This is a genomic window from Ruegeria sp. BB7, assembly GCF_056539365.1.
In genome coordinates this window covers 185,771-204,665 of the sequence record NZ_JBQFUV010000004.1, presented here as the reverse complement: position 1 = coordinate 204,665, position 18,895 = coordinate 185,771, and the positions used below count along the sequence as shown (strand labels likewise).

The 18,895-nt window shown below is 59.1% G+C and carries 19 protein-coding genes; 13 read left to right on the top strand and 6 right to left on the bottom strand.

The features are described from left to right. The first annotated feature begins 227 nt into the window (after window positions 1-227). Entirely contained in the window at window positions 228-2,102 is a 1,875-nt protein-coding gene (gene uvrC, locus ACR0D7_RS10250; RefSeq protein ID WP_480678924.1) for an excinuclease ABC subunit UvrC, read from the top strand. On the opposite strand, the gene ACR0D7_RS10245 is transcribed toward uvrC, so the two are convergent. Further along, complete coding sequence (locus tag ACR0D7_RS10245; RefSeq protein WP_480678923.1) at window positions 2,099-2,983, bottom strand: DMT family transporter; 885 nt, start codon at window positions 2,981-2,983, stop codon at window positions 2,099-2,101. The genes uvrC and ACR0D7_RS10245 overlap by 4 nt on opposite strands. Window positions 2,984-3,166: 183 nt before the next feature. Here ACR0D7_RS10245 and pgsA point away from each other — a divergent pair, with 183 nt between their 5' ends. From pgsA to ACR0D7_RS10230, 3 genes are read left to right on the top strand one after another with little or no spacing between them, the layout of a single operon-like run. After that, window positions 3,167-3,835 (top strand): CDP-diacylglycerol--glycerol-3-phosphate 3-phosphatidyltransferase, encoded by a 669-nt coding sequence (gene pgsA / locus ACR0D7_RS10240; RefSeq protein ID WP_480678922.1) that lies wholly within the window; start codon window positions 3,167-3,169, stop codon window positions 3,833-3,835. 3 nt (window positions 3,836-3,838) lie between these two features. Continuing rightward, window positions 3,839-4,084 (top strand): molybdopterin converting factor subunit 1, encoded by a 246-nt coding sequence (gene moaD / locus ACR0D7_RS10235; protein ID WP_170386136.1) that lies wholly within the window; start codon window positions 3,839-3,841, stop codon window positions 4,082-4,084. A 1-nt stretch (window position 4,085) separates the two neighbouring features. Continuing rightward, a complete protein-coding gene (locus ACR0D7_RS10230) occupies window positions 4,086-4,529 on the top strand; it encodes a molybdenum cofactor biosynthesis protein MoaE (RefSeq protein ID WP_480678921.1) in 444 nt (147 codons plus the stop codon). 37 nt (window positions 4,530-4,566) lie between these two features. Here the strand turns inward: ACR0D7_RS10230 and ACR0D7_RS10225 are convergent, their stop codons facing one another. The 4 genes from ACR0D7_RS10225 to ubiA all read right to left on the bottom strand — a co-directional run bounded on the left by ACR0D7_RS10225 (window position 4,567) and on the right by ubiA (window position 8,752). Continuing rightward, complete coding sequence (locus ACR0D7_RS10225; RefSeq protein ID WP_480678920.1) at window positions 4,567-5,385, bottom strand: isocitrate lyase/PEP mutase family protein; 819 nt, start codon at window positions 5,383-5,385, stop codon at window positions 4,567-4,569. A gap of 101 nt (window positions 5,386-5,486) precedes the next feature. Further along, window positions 5,487-5,807 carry a hypothetical protein gene (locus ACR0D7_RS10220; RefSeq protein ID WP_170327275.1) on the bottom strand — a complete coding sequence of 107 codons (321 nt, stop codon included), beginning with the start codon at window positions 5,805-5,807 and terminating at the stop codon, window positions 5,487-5,489. A 1-nt stretch (window position 5,808) separates the two neighbouring features. Further along, complete coding sequence (locus ACR0D7_RS10215) at window positions 5,809-7,725, bottom strand: OmpA family protein (protein ID WP_480678919.1); 1,917 nt, start codon at window positions 7,723-7,725, stop codon at window positions 5,809-5,811. A 64-nt stretch (window positions 7,726-7,789) separates the two neighbouring features. Continuing rightward, window positions 7,790-8,752, bottom strand: coding sequence for a 4-hydroxybenzoate octaprenyltransferase (gene ubiA / locus ACR0D7_RS10210; RefSeq protein WP_170385559.1), 963 nt, complete (start codon window positions 8,750-8,752; stop codon window positions 7,790-7,792). A gap of 12 nt (window positions 8,753-8,764) precedes the next feature. Between ubiA and ACR0D7_RS10205 the strand changes: the two genes are divergently transcribed. The 9 genes from ACR0D7_RS10205 (at window position 8,765) to ACR0D7_RS10165 (ending at window position 17,975) form a co-directional block, all read left to right on the top strand. Continuing rightward, entirely contained in the window at window positions 8,765-9,490 is a 726-nt protein-coding gene (locus ACR0D7_RS10205) for a 16S rRNA (uracil(1498)-N(3))-methyltransferase (protein ID WP_480678918.1), read from the top strand. Next, window positions 9,487-10,335: a GNAT family N-acetyltransferase gene (locus tag ACR0D7_RS10200; RefSeq protein ID WP_480678917.1), complete on the top strand. Its 849-nt coding sequence runs from the start codon at window positions 9,487-9,489 to the stop codon at window positions 10,333-10,335. The genes ACR0D7_RS10205 and ACR0D7_RS10200 overlap by 4 nt, the downstream gene beginning before the upstream one ends. Continuing rightward, entirely contained in the window at window positions 10,332-10,859 is a 528-nt protein-coding gene (locus tag ACR0D7_RS10195; protein ID WP_480678916.1) for a hypothetical protein, read from the top strand. The genes ACR0D7_RS10200 and ACR0D7_RS10195 overlap by 4 nt, the downstream gene beginning before the upstream one ends. 65 nt (window positions 10,860-10,924) lie before the next feature. Further along, a complete protein-coding gene (locus tag ACR0D7_RS10190) occupies window positions 10,925-12,295 on the top strand; it encodes a glutamate--cysteine ligase (protein ID WP_480678915.1) in 1,371 nt (456 codons plus the stop codon). Window positions 12,296-12,366: 71 nt separating this feature from the next. Next, entirely contained in the window at window positions 12,367-13,440 is a 1,074-nt protein-coding gene (gene pheS / locus ACR0D7_RS10185; protein WP_480678914.1) for a phenylalanine--tRNA ligase subunit alpha, read from the top strand. Further along, window positions 13,437-13,949 carry a hypothetical protein gene (locus ACR0D7_RS10180; protein ID WP_480678913.1) on the top strand — a complete coding sequence of 171 codons (513 nt, stop codon included), beginning with the start codon at window positions 13,437-13,439 and terminating at the stop codon, window positions 13,947-13,949. The genes pheS and ACR0D7_RS10180 overlap by 4 nt, the downstream gene beginning before the upstream one ends. Before the next feature lie 202 nt (window positions 13,950-14,151). Next, the gene (locus tag ACR0D7_RS10175) at window positions 14,152-14,946 is read left to right on the top strand and encodes a CE1 family esterase (RefSeq protein WP_480678912.1); all 795 of its coding nucleotides are present in this window, start codon (window positions 14,152-14,154) and stop codon (window positions 14,944-14,946) included. 78 nt (window positions 14,947-15,024) lie between these two features. After that, window positions 15,025-17,421 carry a phenylalanine--tRNA ligase subunit beta gene (pheT, locus tag ACR0D7_RS10170; protein WP_480678911.1) on the top strand — a complete coding sequence of 799 codons (2,397 nt, stop codon included), beginning with the start codon at window positions 15,025-15,027 and terminating at the stop codon, window positions 17,419-17,421. A 104-nt stretch (window positions 17,422-17,525) separates the two neighbouring features. Continuing rightward, the gene (locus tag ACR0D7_RS10165; protein WP_480678910.1) at window positions 17,526-17,975 is read left to right on the top strand and encodes a YtoQ family protein; all 450 of its coding nucleotides are present in this window, start codon (window positions 17,526-17,528) and stop codon (window positions 17,973-17,975) included. A 59-nt stretch (window positions 17,976-18,034) separates the two neighbouring features. Here the strand turns inward: ACR0D7_RS10165 and ACR0D7_RS10160 are convergent, their stop codons facing one another. Further along, a complete protein-coding gene (locus tag ACR0D7_RS10160) occupies window positions 18,035-18,733 on the bottom strand; it encodes a glutathione S-transferase N-terminal domain-containing protein (protein ID WP_480678909.1) in 699 nt (232 codons plus the stop codon). Window positions 18,734-18,895: the final 162 nt, after the last annotated feature.

The following is an 18,895-nucleotide window of genomic DNA, read 5'->3' as shown; positions in this document are numbered from 1 at the left end:
TTTTTTTCATGCACTTGTCTTGTGTAGGATTTTCTTTCTTTTAAAAACAAATACTTATAATGCTGCCTATTTTTTGGGCAGTTCAAGGTTTTCTTAATGAATCAAGGGAATTTCGTAGTGTCAGGAAACTTATCATCACACTTATCCACAGAAACCGTGGATTTGTTTTCTCTTGATCTGAGAGCCTCAAGATTGCAGCCATTGTCAGAGAATCATATCTGAGGCCCATGACACTCCAAGACAACCAGACCCCGGATGCTCAGCCCACCGGCTATGCCTGCATTCAGCGCTATGTGAAGACGCTGGACAGCTCGCCGGGTGTGTATCGGATGCTGGATGCGGACAGCCGGGTTCTGTATGTGGGAAAGGCGCGAAACCTCAAGGCGCGGGTGTCGAATTATGCGCGGCCCGGTCATTCGGGCCGGATCGAACGGATGATCGCCGCGACCGCCTCGATGATGTTCCTGACCACGCGAACCGAGACCGAGGCGCTGCTGCTGGAGCAGAACCTGATCAAGCAGCTCAAGCCAAAATACAACGTGCTGCTGCGCGATGATAAGAGTTTCCCGAACATTCTGGTCGCCAAGGATCATGCCTATCCGCAGATCAAGAAACATCGCGGGGCGAAGAAAGAAAAGGGCGCCTATTTTGGCCCCTTTGCCAGCGCGGGCGCGGTGAACCGGACGTTGAACCAGTTGCAGAAGGCATTCCTGTTGCGCAACTGCTCGGATTCGATGTTCGACAGCCGGACACGGCCTTGTCTGTTGTATCAGATCAAACGCTGTTCCGGACCATGCGTCGGGCTGATCTCGGAGCAGGATTACCGCGAAAGCGTCAAGGATGCGGAACGCTTTCTGTCGGGCCGCTCGACCAAGGTGCAGGAGGAGTTGGCCGAACAGATGATGGCCGCCTCTGAGGCGATGGAGTTCGAACGCGCCGCCGGTCTGCGCGACCGTATCCGGGCGCTGACGCAGGTGCAGACCAGCCAAGGCATCAACCCGCGCGGAGTGGCCGAGGCGGATGTGATTGGCCTCTACATGGATAGCGGGCAGGCCTGTGTGCAGGTGTTCTTCATCCGTGCCAATCAGAACTGGGGCAACAAGGATTTCTACCCGCGCGTGGGGCCCGATGTTTCGGCTGCTGAGGTCATGGAGGCGTTCCTTGGCCAGTTCTACGACAACAAGGAACCGCCCCGGCAATTGATCCTGTCCGACGGAATAGAAAACGCCGATTTGATGCAGGAGGCGCTGACCGAGAAAGCGGGCCGCAAGGTTGAAATCCTCGTGCCCCAGCGCGGCGAAAAACAGGAGCTGGTGGCCGGTTCCCTGCGCAATGCACGTGAATCGCTGGCGCGCCGCATGTCGGAAAGCGCGACGCAGGCCAAACTGCTGCGTGGCGTGGCCGAAGCGTTTGATCTCGACAATCCGCCGGACCGGATCGAAGTCTACGACAACTCTCACATTCAGGGCACCAATGCGGTGGGAGGCATGATTGTGGCAGGCCCTGAGGGGTTCATGAAAAATGCCTATCGCAAGTTCAACATCCGCGGCGATGACCTGACTCCGGGCGATGATTTTGGCATGATGAAAGAGGTTTTGACCCGCCGTTTCACGCGCCTGCAAAAAGAGGACCCGGACCGCGACAAGGGTCTGTGGCCCGACCTTCTGTTGATCGACGGCGGGGCCGGGCAGGTGAGCGCCGTGCATGAGATCATGCAGGCCCATGGGGTCGAGGACATCCCTATGTTCGGCATCGCAAAGGGCGTGGACCGAGACCACGGCAAGGAAGAGTTCCACCGTATTGGTCAGCGCCCATTTGCCCTGAAACGCAATGACCCGGTACTGTACTTTATCCAGCGCTTACGGGATGAGGCGCACCGCTTTGCCATCGGCACCCACCGGGCGAAACGGGCCAAGGCCGTGGGCGCAACACCGCTGGACGAAATCCCCGGAGTGGGGGCCGCCCGTAAACGCGCCCTTCTGGCGCATTTCGGCAGTGCAAAGGCGGTCAGCCGGGCTAATCTGGCGGATTTGAAGGCGGTTGACGGAATTTCAGCCGGGTTGGCGCAGAAGGTCTATGATTTCTTCCACGACAAGGGCTAAGCCTGACGTCCGCGCCACAGGATATACAGCCCCGAGGCCACAATCAGTGTGCTGCCAATCCACATGGTCTGGTCAAGTCGCTCGCCAAACATGACCACGCCCAACGCCACCCCGAACAACAGGCGGGAATAGCGGAACGGGGTGACGGCGGAAACTTCGCCTGTCCGCATTGCCTTCATCAACGAGGCGTAGGCGGCGGTGCCCATCAGAACCGCCCCGGTCAAATGTAGTCCGGTATGCAGGTCAACGGGCGCAAGCGGAGCGCCTTCCCAGAACTGATAGGCCAAGCCGGCGATGATGATGCAAAGAAAGCCGTAGAAACCCAGCACCTCGGTTCCCAGTGTTGCGGGTGCGGCACGGCTGGCCAGATCGCGTCCAGCAAAACCCAACATGCCCAGCACGGCCAGTATGGACAGGGCCGAGAAACTGTCTCCGGTCGGTTGAATGATGATGACCACACCGATCAGGCCGATCAGAATGGCGCTCCACCGTCTCCACCCGACCGTTTCGCCAAAGAACAGCGCTGCGCCTGCGACCACGACCAGAGGTGTGGCTTGCAGGATCACCGTTGCCGCGGACAAAGGTGTCAGGGCGATCGCCAACACATAGAACAGCCGCCCAAGGATTTCGAACAAGACCCGCACTTTCATTGGGCGCGACAACACATCGGGGTGAAACAATGACGTCCCACGCAGCGCGGCCACAATCGCAAAGATCACCGCTCCACCTGAACCGAAAAGCAGCAGGATCTGCCAGATTGGCAACGCGGTCGAGGCCCCCTTTAGCAAAGCGTCTTCCAGCGCGAACAGCGCCATCGCCAGGATCATCCAGGCGCTGCCGATCAGATTGGACCGGGCATCGGTTTGAATATGTGCTGTCATTGCGCCGTTACTTTGAAACTGGTCGTCAATCTGACCGCAAAGGGATCGCGCGCCAAGGGGGTATCTGACTGAGAGTTCCAGCTTGCGACCCTTTGACCAACGCTGCCGCAACTGCCTGTGATCTGGCCAGTTTTTTACGGGGCCGCCTTTTATGTCTGCGACCGGCAATGTAATGTCCGAACCATGAAATGGAACCTGCCCAATATTCTGACCGTGCTACGCCTGCTTGCAGCCCCCGGTCTGGCCGTGATGTTTTTGTACTTCACCCGCCCTTACGCGGATTGGTTCGCGCTGATCCTGTTTTTATCGGCGGCTATCACTGACTGGTTCGACGGCTATCTGGCCCGCGCCTGGCAGCAGGAAACCAAGATCGGGGCCATGCTGGACCCCATCGCGGACAAGGCGATGGTCGTAATCGCGCTGATGATACTGGTGGGCTATTCTGCCGAGCACTGGACGCCCTGGTTGGTCTTGCCAGCAACCGTGATCCTGTTCCGCGAAGTCTTTGTCTCGGGTCTGCGGGAATATCTGGGTGACGTGGCCGGGACACTGAAGGTGACAAAGCTGGCCAAGTGGAAAACCACCGCGCAAATGGTGGCAATTGCTATCTTGTTCTCGCAGGGGATATTCGAGCACCATTTTGTGATGGGTTCAATCGGGATGGATGCAGAAACGCTGGATCAGGTTCTGACGGGGCAGATTGAAGACCTGCACGGGTTACGCTGGCACCTTGAGGGGATGTTCTGGTCTGGCCGGATTGGTCTGTGGCTGTTGTGGATTGCCGCGACGCTGACATTGATCACCGGCTATGACTACCTACGTAAAGCCATGCCCCACCTGAAGGAGAGCTAAGTGATGGACGTGCTGTATTTCGCCTGGGTCCGAGAACGGATCGGATTGCCGAAAGAGCGGGTCGAGACCGAGGCCGCGACGGTATCCGATCTGGTCGCCGAACTCAGCGCGCGTGAAGACCGCTATGCTGCAGCCTTTGCCGACCTGTCCGCGCTTCGCGTCGCGCTGGATCAGGAGCTGTCAGATTTTGACGCTTCGCTGTCCGGAGTGCGCGAGGTGGCATTCTTCCCACCCATGACCGGCGGCTGACATGCGCATCGTGGTTCTGGAACAAGAGTTCGACCTGGGCGCCGAGGCCAACGCCTTTGCCAACGGTGACGACGCAAATGGGGCCATTGTGACCTTTACCGGTGTCGTGCGGGATCTGGCCTCGGGCGATCTGGATGTGATGGAGATCGAGCATTACCCAGGCATGACCGAACGCGCCCTGACCAAGATCGCGCAAGAGGCGCAGCAACGCTGGTCGTTGGGGGATGTATTGGTCATCCATCGCCACGGGCGGTTGGCTCCGGGGGACCGGATCATGATGGTGGCCACGGCTGCTCGGCATCGCAAGGACGCGTTCGAGGCGGCCGAGTATCTGATGGATTACCTGAAATCCCGCGCGCCTTTTTGGAAGAAAGAGATCACCAAGTCAGGTGAGGCGTGGGTCGCTGCCAAGGATGAGGACGAGGACGCGCTGACACGCTGGTGACAGTTTGATCCGAACGCAAACTGGGTCCGCGCCATTTTCAGTTCACAAGCCTGCCAAGCTCATCACCAGAAATCGCATCGGCCGAATAGCTGAACGTACCCTTGGATTTTACTTCATCGGCGGCCCGTTTCAATGCGCCAAATGCGGCGCGCGCGAATGACCCGCCGACGCTGACCCGCCGAACGCCTGCTTCGGAAAGCTCGGATACGGAATAGACAGGTCCGCTCAACCCCATCACTATATTCACCGGTTTGTCGACTTCACGGCACACGGTTCTAATCGCGTCTATGTCGGGCAAACCGGGTGCATAGAGTACGGCAGCGCCTGCTTCGGAAAACATTTGCAATCGTTTGATCGTATCACCCAGGTCCGCACGACCCCACAGGTAGTTTTCTGCCCGTGCGGTCAACAAGAAAGGTAATTCTGCGGCAGCCTCCGCAGCAGCCTGAATACGATCAACCGCTTGGTGCAGGTCATAGATGGGGGCGTCGGGATTGCCTGTCGCATCTTCTATTGATCCACCAACCAAGCCGATCTCTGCGGCCATTCGGATGGTTTCGGCGCAGGTTTCGGGTGCATCCCCAAAGCCTGCTTCAAGGTCGGCGGAAACGGGCAGGGGAACCGCTTTGACGATGTCAGAGGCATTGTCCAGAAGCTCATCCCTGCTTAGCTCAGCAAAAGAGTCGCGTTTGCCTTTCGAGAACGCAAAGCCAGCGCTGGTCGTTGCCAATGTTTCAAAGCCCAAATTGGACAGCAACCGGGCCGAGCCAGCGTCCCAAGGGTTGGGCATGACAAAAGCTTCAGACCCAAAGTGCAGGCTTTTGAATAGCTCGAATTTGTCTGTTTGATTTGACATTGATCGCCCTCATGTTGGTGACGACCCAACAGAATTGCGAGTAAAATGAGAGTGAAAAATCCGGCTATCTGATGATGCCTGCCCAGATAGGGCTTTTTCCCTTAATCTGCGTTGTTGATACGCCCGCGCAATTCTTCGGCCTCTTGCCGGGCGGCGCGTAGGCCGTCCATGGCGGCGGCCAGTTCGGCCTCGGCCTGTGTCAACTGATTGGTCAACTCGGCCTCGCGCTGTTGCAGGTAGGTGATCGCCTGATCGCGGGTTTCCTCGGCCTCGTGCAGCTCTTGGCTCATGCGGTCCAGATCGGCCACGTCGCTTTGGCGCACGCGGGACAGTCGGTGCGCCAGCCAATTGGCGAACCAGCCCATGCAGAAGGCCGCGAACAGGATGATGGCGGTGGCGATGATGAATTCGATACGGTTCAACTTATTGGTCCCCTGCATCCGCGTCTGAGGCGGCATTGTCCGTCTGATCGGCCTTGATTGTTTCAGCCTCGATCGCGTCCAGCCCGGTTTCTGGGTTCTCGACCGGCTCGGGTCGGATCAGGTGAAATTCGATGCGGCGGTTCTCTTCGCGGCCTTCTTCGGTATCGTTGTCAGCGATGGGCTGCGTTTCGCCATATCCTACAGCAGTATAGCTGGCGGTGGGCACACGGCGTCCACGCAGCTCGTTCAGAATGGATTGTGCCCGCGCCTGGCTGAGCTGCTGATTCATCTCTTCGCGCCCTTGACTGTCGGTGTGACCCTGAATCTCCAGCCGGATCGGGCCGCATTCGCGCAGGATGTCCGCGATCTGGTTTACCGTGTCGCGTGAATCGGCGGCGACGGTGGCAGAGCCGGGCTCGAATGCGATCTTGGTGCTGGCCTGAACCTCGGCGATGCGTTCTTCGCAGATTTCTGGGTCGGGCAGCTTGTCGGCGGGTTCGGGCGGTTCATGATAGGTGATCGACAAGGTGAATTCTTGCGCGTCGCCCAGCTTCTCGGATAGCAGTCCGGCGATTTGGGCGCGTGTGTCCGGGTCATGGCTGACGCCGGTCAAAACAAGATCGTCCGGTGTGACCGTCAGGGCTCCATTGTGAAGTTGGGCCAGCGCCTCAAGCCCGGTCAGAATACGCACGGGCCAATCCATTGGCAGGCCCTCTGGTGCGATACGGGGTGCAGTATGGACCCGTTCGGACCCAAAGGCGGCGCGGGCGTAGCTATCGACCATCTCGCGCTGGGTTTCATCAGTCAGACGACCACGCATCTGGACCAGCCCCTCGGGACTGCGCGTGGCAGTAAACTCGGGCGGGCCTTCGCCTTCATCCGTTTCGGGTGGAGGTAGGACCGCATGCAGTGCAAAGACCGGGGGCAGGGCATTTTCAAGCTCGCCCACCACCCGATCAAAGGTTCCGGCATCTGTGCCTTGTGCTGCTGCCAGTGTGATATCCGCGTCCGAGATCGTCACCGACCCTTTGCCAAGCTCCGCCAAGGCGCGAATGCTAAGTGTAGCGGCCTCGGGCCAGCGGGGTGAGGGTACGCCCAGACCGATGGTACAAGTGAAGGGGCCTGTCAGACCGGCATCCTGCGCGGCGGCGGCAATCGCAGACCGGGCATTCTCATCCTGAGCCGAGCACGCATCGAATTTCCCGCCATCCTCGCCGATCAGAAAGCGCAAGGTAAAAGGTGTAATTACTGGCCGCGGTGCCGAGATCGCCAGACCGATGCGCAGGCTGGGCGGCGCGGCGCGCGTGAGATACTGTTCCAGCTGTTCTTTTTCCTGCTGGCTGTCGGCAATTGCTGTGATCTTTACCAGTCCGGGGCTGGCCGAGATTTTGGAGCGAGGTAGCAGGTTCAAAGCGTCCAGCGCATAGCTAATGGCGTTATCCCACCCTTTGGGTTCGGGATAGTCTGCGGTTTCCAGCAGGTCAGAAACACGGCCGTCATCATCCAGATCACGCAATCGTTTCATCAGTGCGTCGCGGTTCTGACTGGCTGGGATCAGGCCGATTACGGAAATACCGCTGTCATTGCGCAAAATCTCGGCGGAGAATTGGGGCGGTGCCAGTTCGGTTGTAGGTGCCACCTCCATTTCGTCGATCACGCGCGAGGTATCGACTTCTGTACCCGCTGCGGTCAGTGCGCTGAAACGGGTGGCCTCGTCCGTTGCGGTCCCCGTCAATACGACACGCAAGCCGTCCGAATGCACCTCGGTCCAGTCGTGCCCTTTCAGGTCCAGCGCGCGGCGCACCGCGAATTCGGACGTTTCTTCAACCTTTGTCACCGCAAAGCTGGCGGTCATAAGGCACAGGCCTGCAGACACGAGAAAGATAAGAGAAACGGCAAAGAAATAGGGCAAACGCATGTGCGGTTTATCGACTCCTCAAGCGGTTGTGCGCACTCTTACAGAGGCCCGCGCCAAGGTGCAATCAGAGCAACAGCGCGACGCAGAGGAAGATCAGCGGAATAAGGCCAGTATCGCGGTTGGCACGGAACAGTTGCAGCAGTTTTGCATTGTCCTCGGTATCCAACCCGCGCAATTGCCATGTCATGTGCCAGCCCATAGCCCATGGTCCCGCCAATGCAACGACCAACGCCAGCAACGAGGCCTGAGAAAGTGCACCGTCGATAATGGCCAAACCCATTAGGAAGACCGTGGCCACAAGAAAATATTTCAGCCAGCGGGCGGTGTCGGTGCCGAACAGCCGTGCGGTGGATTTAATGCCGATCAGCTCGTCGTCCTCGGCGTCCTGATGGGCATAGATCGTATCGTAGAAAAGCGTCCAGGCGATGCCGGCCAGATACAGCGTGATCGCGGGTGCGCCGACCGTTCCAGTGTGCGCAGCCCAGGTCAGCAGGATGCCCCAATTAAAGGCCAGCCCCAGAAACACCTGCGGCCACCATGTAAAGCGTTTGGCATAGGGGTAGATTGTAACTGGCAACAGAGACAGTACACCCATGGCGATGGCCGCTTGGTTGAACGTCAGCAGGATTCCCAGTGCAAGCAGACATTGCAAACCCATCCAGATCACAGCTTGCCGCACGCTGACCTGCCCGGATGGAATCGGTCGCGACCGAGTTCGTTCCACTTGTCCGTCGAACTTTCGGTCGGTGATGTCGTTCCACGTGCAGCCCGCGCCGCGCATCAGGAAGGCCCCGATGGCACAGCCGATAGCAATCCAGAGGTCTTCCCATCGGGGGGTGCCATCGCTGAGGATCGCAAGCGCCAGACCCCACCAACAGGGAATCAGCAACAACCATGTACCGATGGGCCGATCCGCGCGGCTGAGCCGAAGGTAGGGCCGGGTAAAAGCGGGTGCATATGAATCGACCCAGTTGCCACTGACCGCATCGGCGACCTGACCGTCTGGTGTTGGGGCGTTGCCTTGCATATGTAACGTCTCATGAGTGCAAAGATCAGACTGTATGTAGAGCACCCTCTGGGTCAGGGGCAATCGGTAGATTTGACGCGTGAGCAGGCGCATTACCTGTTTGGCGTTATGCGGCTGGCTGTGGGCGGCCATGTGGCCCTGTTCAACGGCCGGGACGGAGAGTGGCTGGCCGAGGTTGCTGAGGCGGGCAAACGCGGTGGCGTTCTGAGCTGCGTGGAGCAGACAAAACCGCTTAAAATGCCGCCCGATCTGTGGTTCCTGTTCGCCCCGATCAAAAAGGCGCGCACCGATTTTATCGTTGAAAAGGCAGCGGAAATGGGCGCGGCCCGGATCATGCCGGTGCAGACCGAGTTCACCAATTCCGAACGCATCCGTCAGGATCGGCTGCAGGCCCACGCTGTTGAGGCTGCCGAACAATGTGGTGGCACTTTTGTGCCCGAGGTCGCCGATCTGCAACGGTTAGATCGAATTCTGGACGCGTGGCCCGGAGACCGTCAGCTGATGTTCTGCGACGAAGCCGAGGTGGGCTCGGCCTTGCGTCTGGCGGCGCACGAAAAGGGTCACCCCTGGGCTATTTTGATTGGCCCGGAAGGTGGGTTCTCGGAAAAAGAACGCACCCGGTTGGCCGGATTGCCGTTCGCGCATGTGGTGAGTCTTGGCCCGCGTATCCTGCGCGCCGACACGGCCGCCGTGGCGGCCTTGACCATGTGGCAACAGGCTTTGGGGGATTGGTCGTGACGTGGCGAGCGGCGACTGAAACCGATGTGCCGCTGATCGATGTATTCCTCTCACAACATATTCAGACTTCGATGTTTCCGCTGGCCAATTTGCGGGATCATGGTCTTCACGGTGCACATCCGCGCGCGTTGAACGCTTGGGTTCTGGGGGATGAACCCCGCGCCGTATTCAGCATCACCAACGAAGGCATGGTCCTGCCGCAATGTCCCGATTGCACCGACGCAGAGCTTGAGGCAGCGGTTGACCTGATCCGGGGCCGCAAGCTGTTTGGCTTGGCCGCCGAGGCGTCTCAGGCTCGTCGGGTCATGCGACTGGCAAGTTGGGCAGATCGCCCCGCGACCCTGAACAATGACGAACCAGGATTTTCGTTGGAGTTGGACAAGCTGGTTGTGCCCGAAGATGACAGTGCCGAGATTGTGCCTTTGGAGGCGCTCGATAAGGCGGTCACCCAAGAGTGGCGGGAAAGCTATCTGATCGAGACCATGGATTTCGCGCCTGATCGGGCGCGAGGGCAGGCGAAAGCGGATGTCGCAACGTATATCGAACGCGACTCGCACCGCGCGTTGCTGATCGAAGGCCAGCCGGTTGCCATGACCGGCTTCAACGCCCGCCTACCCGAGATCGTGCAAATCGGAGGGGTTTACACGCCGCCGGACCTGCGCGGTCTGGGCCATGCCAGACTGGCTGTGGCGCTGCATCTGGTTGAGGCGCGCGAGGCCGGAGCGTCCCGCGCGGTGCTGTTTGCGGCTTCCGATTCCGCCGCGCGTGCCTATATCGGAATTGGATTTCAACCGGCGGGCCAGTATTCGCTGATCCTGTTCACAAACCCAAAGGACACGGCATGAGTTTCATCCGACCCGAAGCCAAACTGACCCTGTGGCGCTGGCGCGAGGTGCTGGTGGCTGCGGCGGTCCTGTTGGTGGGCCTCAGCTGGATCAGTGGACCTGGCGGGCTGTTGGGTTGGCTGGGCTGGGTGTTGGTTCTTGCTGCCGTGGCCCTCGCCGTCGTTGGTATTCAACGCGTCCGTTTTCGCACGGGTGTTGGCGGCCCCGGTGTTGTGACCATCGACGAAGGCCAGATCACCTATCTTGGCCCGTTAGAAGGCGGCATGATTGCCACACGGGAAATCGAGAGGCTTGCGTTGGACCCGACTTCCTCACCCGCGCATTGGGTGCTGGAACAACCGGGTCAGCCGGTGCTTCACATTCCTGTGAATGCCGAAGGCGCTGAGGCGTTGTTTGATGTGTTCTCGACCTTACCGGGCCTGAAAACCGAACAAATGCTGTCTGAACTGAACGGCGGGTCCCTGCATCCGGTAGTGATCTGGGAGCGCACGTCAACGCGCCCGGCTCATCTAACCCTGCATTGACACTGGGGCGGTTTACCCTCACGACTGACCAACTAGACAGACACATCAGGATCGGAGCACGGTTCATGTCCATCCCCCAGTCCGGCGGCGGGCCGATCGAACGCCATGAGCAACTGGCCGAATATCTGGAATCGGGCTGTAAGCCCAAGCAGGATTGGCGCATCGGGACCGAGCATGAGAAGTTCGGCTATTGTAAAGACACTCTGAAACCCTTGCCGTTCGAGGGTAAACGCTCGATCGTTGCGGTGCTCGAAGGGCTGCGCGATCGCCACGGCTGGGCTGAAGTGCGCGAAGCTGGGCATCTGATCGGTCTGGAAAAGGACGGCGCCAATGTCAGCCTCGAACCCGGTGGCGCACTGGAGCTGTCGGGTGCTCCACTGGAGACGATTCACGAGACCTGCGATGAGGTAAACACCCACCTGCGCGAGGTGAAGGATATCGCCGACGAGATTGGCGTGGGCTTTATCGGTCTGGGCGCGGCCCCGATCTGGACCCATGACGAGATGCCGTTGATGCCCAAGGGCCGTTACCGGCTGATGAACGACTACATGGAGAAAGTCGGCACCATGGGCCGTGCCATGATGCGCCGCACTTGCACGGTTCAAGTCAATATCGACTTCGGGTCCGAGGCCGACATGGTGCAGAAACTGCGTGTGGCGCTGGCGCTGCAGCCGGTCGCAACGGCCCTGTTCGCGAACTCTCCGTTTTTTGAGGGCAAGGTGAACGGTCAGAAAAGCTGGCGCAGCTATATCTGGCGGCATCTGGATGATGCGCGCACTGGTATGCTGCCCTTCGTGTTCGAAGACGGCTTTGGGTTCGAACGCTACGTACAATACGCGCTCGATGTGCCAATGTATTTCGTCTATCGCGACGGCGAATATATCAACGCGCTGGGCATGTCCTTCCGTGACTTCCTGCAAGGCAAGCTGCCCGCGCTGCCCGGTGAGACGCCGACCCTGTCCGACTGGGCCGACCACCTGACCACCGCCTTCCCCGAAGCGCGGATCAAGAAATTCATGGAGATGCGCGGCGCCGATGGTGGCCCGTGGCGCCGCCTGTGCGCGCTGCCCGCCTTTTGGGTTGGACTGACCTATGATCAAGGCGCGCTGGATGCCGCGTGGGATCTGGTCAAAGGCTGGGACGCGGAAACCCGCGAATCCTTGCGGATCGAGGCCGCCAAGGACGGTCTTCAAGCTCAGGCCGGCAACATCAACATGCACGATCTGGCGCGTGAAGTGGTTTCGATTTCCGAGGCTGGTCTGAAATCCCGCGCCTTCCCCGGTGCCGGTGGTTTGGTGCCGGACGAGACGCATTTCCTGAACGCCCTGAAAGACAGCCTTGAGACGGGCAAGGTCCCCGCCGATGAGTTGCTGGATCACTACAATGGCGACTGGAATGGTGATCTGACGCGGGTGTTCCCGGAATACAGCTACTGATCCGCTCGGTCCGGGTTGCATTCGCAGGGATTGGCCGATAGCAGGTTGTCGACCAATTTCAGAGGGCCGTCATGGACGATCTTAAGGCAAAGTATCTGGGGCAGATCGCCGAAGCAGGCGACGAAAACGCACTTGAGGCGATCCGCGTCTCCGCCGTGGGTAAAAAAGGCGAGGTCGCGCTGAAGATGCGCGAGTTGGGCAAGATGACGCCCGAAGAACGTCAGGTTGCAGGCCCCGCACTGAACGCCCTGAAGGACGAGATCAACTCGGCGCTTGTAGCGAAAAAAGCAGCATTGGCCGATGCCGCGCTGGATGAGCGTTTGCGCACCGAATGGCTGGACGTGACCCTGCCGACCCGCGCGCGCCGTCAGGGCTCGATCCACCCGATCAGCCAGGCGACCGAGGAACTGACGGCGATCTTTGCTGAACTGGGCTTCTCGGTGGCCGAAGGGCCGCGGATCGAAACCGACTGGCACAACTTTGACGCCCTGAACATCCCCGGCCACCACCCCGCAAGGGCCGAGATGGACACGTTCTATATGCACCGCGCCGAAGGCGATGATCGCCCGCCGCATGTGCTGCGTACCCATACATCCCCGGTGCAAATCCGCTCGATGGAGCTGCAAGGCGCGCCGATCCGCATTATCTGTCCGGGCGGCGTTTATCGCGCTGACTATGACCAGACCCACACGCCGATGTTCCATCAGGTCGAAGGGCTGGCCATCGACAAGGACATCTCGATGGCGAACCTGAAATGGGTTCTGGAAGAGTTCGTGAAGGCCTTCTTCGAGGTCGACGATGTAGAGCTGCGCTTCCGTGCCTCGCACTTCCCCTTTACCGAGCCATCGGCCGAGGTCGATATCCGCTGTTCCTGGGATAACGGTCAGCTGAAAATCGGCGAGGGCGACGACTGGATGGAGATTCTGGGCTCGGGCATGGTCCACCCCAAGGTGATCTCCGCCGGTGGGATTGATCCCGAGGTCTATCAGGGCTTTGCGTTCGGGATTGGGATCGACCGTCTGGCGATGCTTAAATATGGCATTCCAGATTTGCGGGCGTTCTTTGATAGCGACCTGCGCTGGCTGCGTCACTATGGGTTTGCGGCGCTGGATATGCCGAACCTGCATGGTGGTTTGAGTAGGTGAGTGAATCTACTTCGGTTGTCGAGAACTTAGTACATGACTTCGTTTGGCTACCCGCTTTTCTTGAGTGGGTTGGGGCTTTGGTGGCAAATCTGAGTCCGTTGATTGCTTTGGCTGGTGCAATTTACCTCTACTATAAGAAGGCGGCGTCTGAGCGAGCTGAGTTGCGTAGAGATGAACGCCGCAAAGTGTACGCTGAATACGTTCATCAATGTGGTTTGCTTTGGAATGAGATTAGCTCGGGTCCCGAGAACACCAACATTTCGAAGCAAACTTCAAATCTATATCGTTACCTTCAAGAGCTAAAACTGATCGCCCCTAAAGAGGTGTACAGCTGCGCTTTGAATCTAAGAGGAATTTACATTGATTTTGGAGATCACGTAATCTCGTTGTCTCAAGCGCAATGGCTCAAAAAAACTGAGGAACAAAGAGTTGTTGATCGGCATTACCTAGCGAAGATTGTGTCTGTGTCAGATGAGATGATTTCTGCCATGAAAGAAGACTTGAGCTAGGCAAGATTGGGCGAATTTACCGCAGGTCTGACGTTTTGTTCTCCGCTTGCGCCATACTTTGATAGTGCGCGGATTTGGCTGGCATAAAGTGCCAACTCAAACCTTGGATCTCCATCCCGCGGTCCGGCGACAGCGCGGCTAGTTACATGCGCCCACGGGGTTGTGACGTGACAGCGGGCGCAGGCTCGCTAGGGTTCGACGGATGATTTACCGACTGCTCTGCCTCTTCCTGCTGACCGCCACCCAAGCCACCGCCATTGAATCCTGTCACGGCGATACCGCCTGTCAGGTCGGTGACCGCTCGTATCACGTGCTGGAACCGGACGGCTGGGATGGTGAAACGCCTCTGCCCGTTCTGCTGCATTTCCATGGCTGGGCGCGGCAGGGAACCGTGGTGGTGAACCATGAACGCATCGCCGGGGCAACGAAACTGCGCGGCGTGCTGCTGGTGGCCCCAAACGGGCTGGGCAAAAGCTGGGATTTCTGGACCTCGGACACAGGCGATGTGGGTTTTGCCGACCGGGTGTTAAAGGATGTGGCCAAGCGCTACCCGATTGATCCCGACCGCATCTATGTTTCGGGCTATTCCTTCGGCGGCGCGATGGCGTGGCGGTTTGCCTGTCAGTCGGGCGATGATATCGCTGCGTTGCTGGGCGTGGCCGGAACCATCCGACAGACCGAACATTGCCCCGAAGCCCCGCGCGAGGTGCGCCATGTGCACGGCCTCAGCGATACAGTGATGGATTTTCCCTATGGCGCGGGTGGCGATACGACCTATCCGGTGGCGTTGTGGCGCGAGAAATACAACTGCAACGGGGCTACTCCGCGCGGCGATTGGAGCGTAGTTCCGATCCTGACACTCAGCCGGGTGGAATGGGCGGATTGCACGCAGGGGCGGGTTACGCTGGATACCCATCCCGGCGGGCATTTCATCCCCCATGGCTGGATCGGGCGGCAATTGGATGAGCTTTTGGGCCGCACCCCCACCTATCCGTAACGCGCAGCGCTTGCACCCCGGCCCAATCTTTGCCATTGCCTGTGCCGACTGGATGTTTGCCAAAAAAGGCCCCGTGCAATGAAATTCACTCTCTCCTGGCTGAAAGACCACCTCGACACTGATGCTTCGGTCGATGAGATCGCCGAGGCGCTGACCGATCTTGGCCTTGAGGTCGAAGAGATCGTCAATCCGGCTGACCGGCTGAAGGATTTCACCCTCGGTTACGTGAAACATGCCGAGAAACACCCCGACGCCGACAAGCTGCGCGTCTGCAAGGTGGACACGAATGAGGGTGAGCTGCAGATCATCTGCGGTGCCCCGAACGCGCGCGAAGGCATCACCGTCGTGGTCTGCAAGCCGGGCATGTATATCCCCGGTCTGGATCTGACGATCAGCGTCGGCAAGATCCGTGGTGTCGAAAGCTTTGGCATGATGGCCTCGGAGCGCGAACTGGCGCTGTCGGACGAGCATGACGGTATCATTGAGCTGCCCTCGGGTGAGGTTGGTGATCGGTTCATCGACTGGCTGGCCGAGAATGAGCCCTCGAAGATTGACCCGATGATCGAGATTGCGATCACGCCGAACCGCCCGGATGCGCTGGGTGTCGAGGGGATCGCGCGCGATTTGGCGGCGCGCGGTGTGGGCACGCTGAAGGATCGCGACTATGCGCCGGTGCCGGGTGATTTCGAAAGCCCGATCAAGGTGACCATTGATGAGGATACTCTGGATGGCGCGCCGCATTTCACCGGCCGTTTGATCCGCGGCGTCAAGAATGGCCCCAGCCCGCAATGGCTGCAGGATCAGTTGAAGGCGATCGGTCTGCGCCCAATCTCGGCCTTGGTGGACATCACCAACTATATGACTTTCGACCACAACCGCCCGCTGCACGTATTCGACGCGGATAAGGTTCAGGGCAATCTGCGGGTGCACCGCGCCAAGGGTGGTGAAAAACTGGTTGCGCTGGACGAAAAGGAATACACCCTGCAGCCCGGCATGATGGTGATTTCGGACGACAAAGGCCCGGAATCCATCGCCGGTATCATGGGTGGTGAGGAAACCGGCTGTACCGAAGAAACGGTGAATGTCTTCCTTGAAAGTGCGTTCTGGGATCATGTGCAAATCGCGTTGACCGGACGTGCGTTGAAGATCAACTCCGATGCGCGGTACCGCTTTGAACGCGGTGTTGACCCGAAATACACGCTGGAGGGGCTGGAGCAGGCGACCCAGATGATTCTGGATATTTGCGGCGGTGAGGTTTCCAAGGTTGTTGAAGCTGGTAAGGCGCCGGACCATTCACGTGCCTACAAGCTGGACGCCGCTCGAGTGCAGTCTCTGGTCGGTATGGACATCCCCGAAAGCGAACAACGCCAGACCCTGACCCGTCTTGGTTTCCGTCTGGAAGGTGAGATGGCGCATGTTCCCAGTTGGCGCCCCGACATCATGGGTGAAGCCGATCTGGTGGAAGAGGTCGCGCGGATTGCATCCCTGACAAAGCTGCAGGGCAAACCACTGCCGCGTATCACGGATGGCATCCCGAAACCTGTGATGACCCCGACGCAGCGCCGTCAATCCATGGCGCGTCGCACCTGCGCGGCGCTGGGCTATAACGAATGTGTGTCCTATACGTTCATCGATCAGGCTTCGGCTGGACTGTTTGGTGGCGGGGATGCGGCGACTCAGCTGGAAAACCCGATCTCATCCGAGATGAGCCACATGCGCCCGGATCTGCTGCCCGGTCTGCTGCAGGCCGCGGCCCGCAATCAGGCGCGCGGCTATGCGGACGTGGCGCTGTTCGAGGTTGGCCCGGTCTTCCATGACGGAGAGCCCGGCGATCAGAAAACGCAGATCACCGGCCTGTTGGTTGGTCGTAGCGGTCCCAAGGATGTGCATGGTGCGTCTCGCTTGGCGGATGTATTCGACGCCAAGGCAGATGCCGAGGCGGTGCTGGCGGCCATCGGCGCGCCCGCCAAAGTGCAGATTCTGCGCGATAGCGATGCGTGGTGGCATCCGGGCCGCCATGGCAAGATCTGTTTGGGTCCGAAAAAGGTGCTGGGCGTGTTCGGTGAACTGCACCCGCGCGTCCTGCAGTCGATGGACATCAAAGGCCCGGCAATGGCGTTTACCATCTGGCCGGACGAGGTGCCTTTGCCTCGAAAATCCGGTGCCACCCGTGCCGCGCTGGAGCTGCGTGACCTGCAAGCTGTCGAGCGTGACTTTGCCTTTGTCGTTGATGAGGGTGTCGAGGCGCTGACGCTGGTGAACGCCGCAGCGGGTGCCGACAAGGCGCTGATCGAAGATGTGCGCGTCTTTGACGAATTCATCGGCGGCAGTCTGGGTGAGGGCAAGAAATCTCTGGCCATCACTGTACGTCTGCAACCGACAGACAAGACGCTGAAGGAAAAAGACATCGAAGCGGTGGCCGAGAAGATCATCGCCAAGGTCACCAAGGCAACCGGCGGCGTTCTGCGCGGCTAAAACCTGATTTCCGGAAAGAGATCAACGCGCCTACGGGCGCGTTTTTCGTTGGGCTTTTCCGGATTGCGTCATAAGTAGACTTGGAAACAAAAGCGGAGACACCCATGGGTCTGAACGTATACCTCTCTGGCGAAATCCATACCGACTGGCGCGAGCAGATCATCGACGGCGCGCAGGGGCTGGATATCACCTTCAACAGCCCGGTCACCGATCACGACGCCAGCGACGATTGCGGTGTGGCTATTCTGGGGGCCGAGCCGAACAAGTACTGGCATGACCACAAGGGCGCGATGGTCAATGCGATCCGAACCCGCAAAGGCATCGCGGATGCCGATGTGGTCGTCGTGCGGTTTGGTGAGAAATATAAGCAGTGGAACGCGGCCTTTGACGCGGGCTATGCGGCGGCGCTGGGCAAGTCGCTGATTGTGCTGCACGGTCCCGACCACCAGCACGCGCTGAAAGAGGTCGACGCTGCCGCGCTGGCCGTGGCCGAAGAACCGGTCCAAGTAGTTGAAGTGCTGCGGTATGTGCTGACCGGAAAGCTGCCGGGCTAAAAAATAGGGCTTGCGCGCCACTGCGGCCGCAAGCCCTGTTTCAGCAGTTTGCTTGGCGATCAGTCCCGTGCGGGCGTCACCAGCCCTTTTTGTACGGCGGGCCGCTCAAGGAAGCGATCAAGATAGGCCACCACGTTAGTGTGATCGTCCCAGCCGACCAACTCTTTGGCTTCATAAAAATCCAGCCCGCGCAGCCAAGGGGCGATGGCCATGTCGGCAATCGAATAGTCTCCGGCGATCCAGTGCTGCCCTTCCAGCTGTTGGTTCAGGACATTCAGCAGGCGTTTGGCCTCGTTGACGTAACGCTCACGCGGGCGGGGGTCTTCGATCTCGCTGCCAGCGAATTTGTGGAAGTAGCCCAACTGTCCGAACATCGGACCAATGCCGCCCATCTGGAACATCAACCATTGGGTGACGCGGTGTTTGTCGGCTTTAGTCTGGCCTATGAACCTGCCCGTTTTCTCGGCCAGATACAGCAGGATTGCCCCGCTTTCGAACAGGCCGATGGGTTCACCGTCCGGGCCATTGGGGTCGATGATCGCGGGGATCTTGTTGTTTGGGTTCAGCGACAGGAACTCGGCGCTTTTGACATCCGCATCCGATAGGGTGACCTTGTGCGCCTCATAGGGCAGGCCGGTTTCCTCCAGCATGATCGAGGCTTTGACGCCATTGGGTGTCGGGAATGAATAGAGCTGAATTTGATCGGGGAACTGAGCGGGCCAGCGATTCATGATCGGGTGAGAATAGGTATCCAGCATAAAGGGGCTCCTGTTTGGATGTCGCGTGAAAGGTAGGTGCTGTGGGATCGTCTTTTAAGGCTTGGACGTGTGCGCTGTCGGTCAGTGCGTGTTTGTAGGTGAACAACGGGGAAATCCCTGGAAACTGGCACCTAGACCAAAGGCTTATTTTGCCTCAGTATT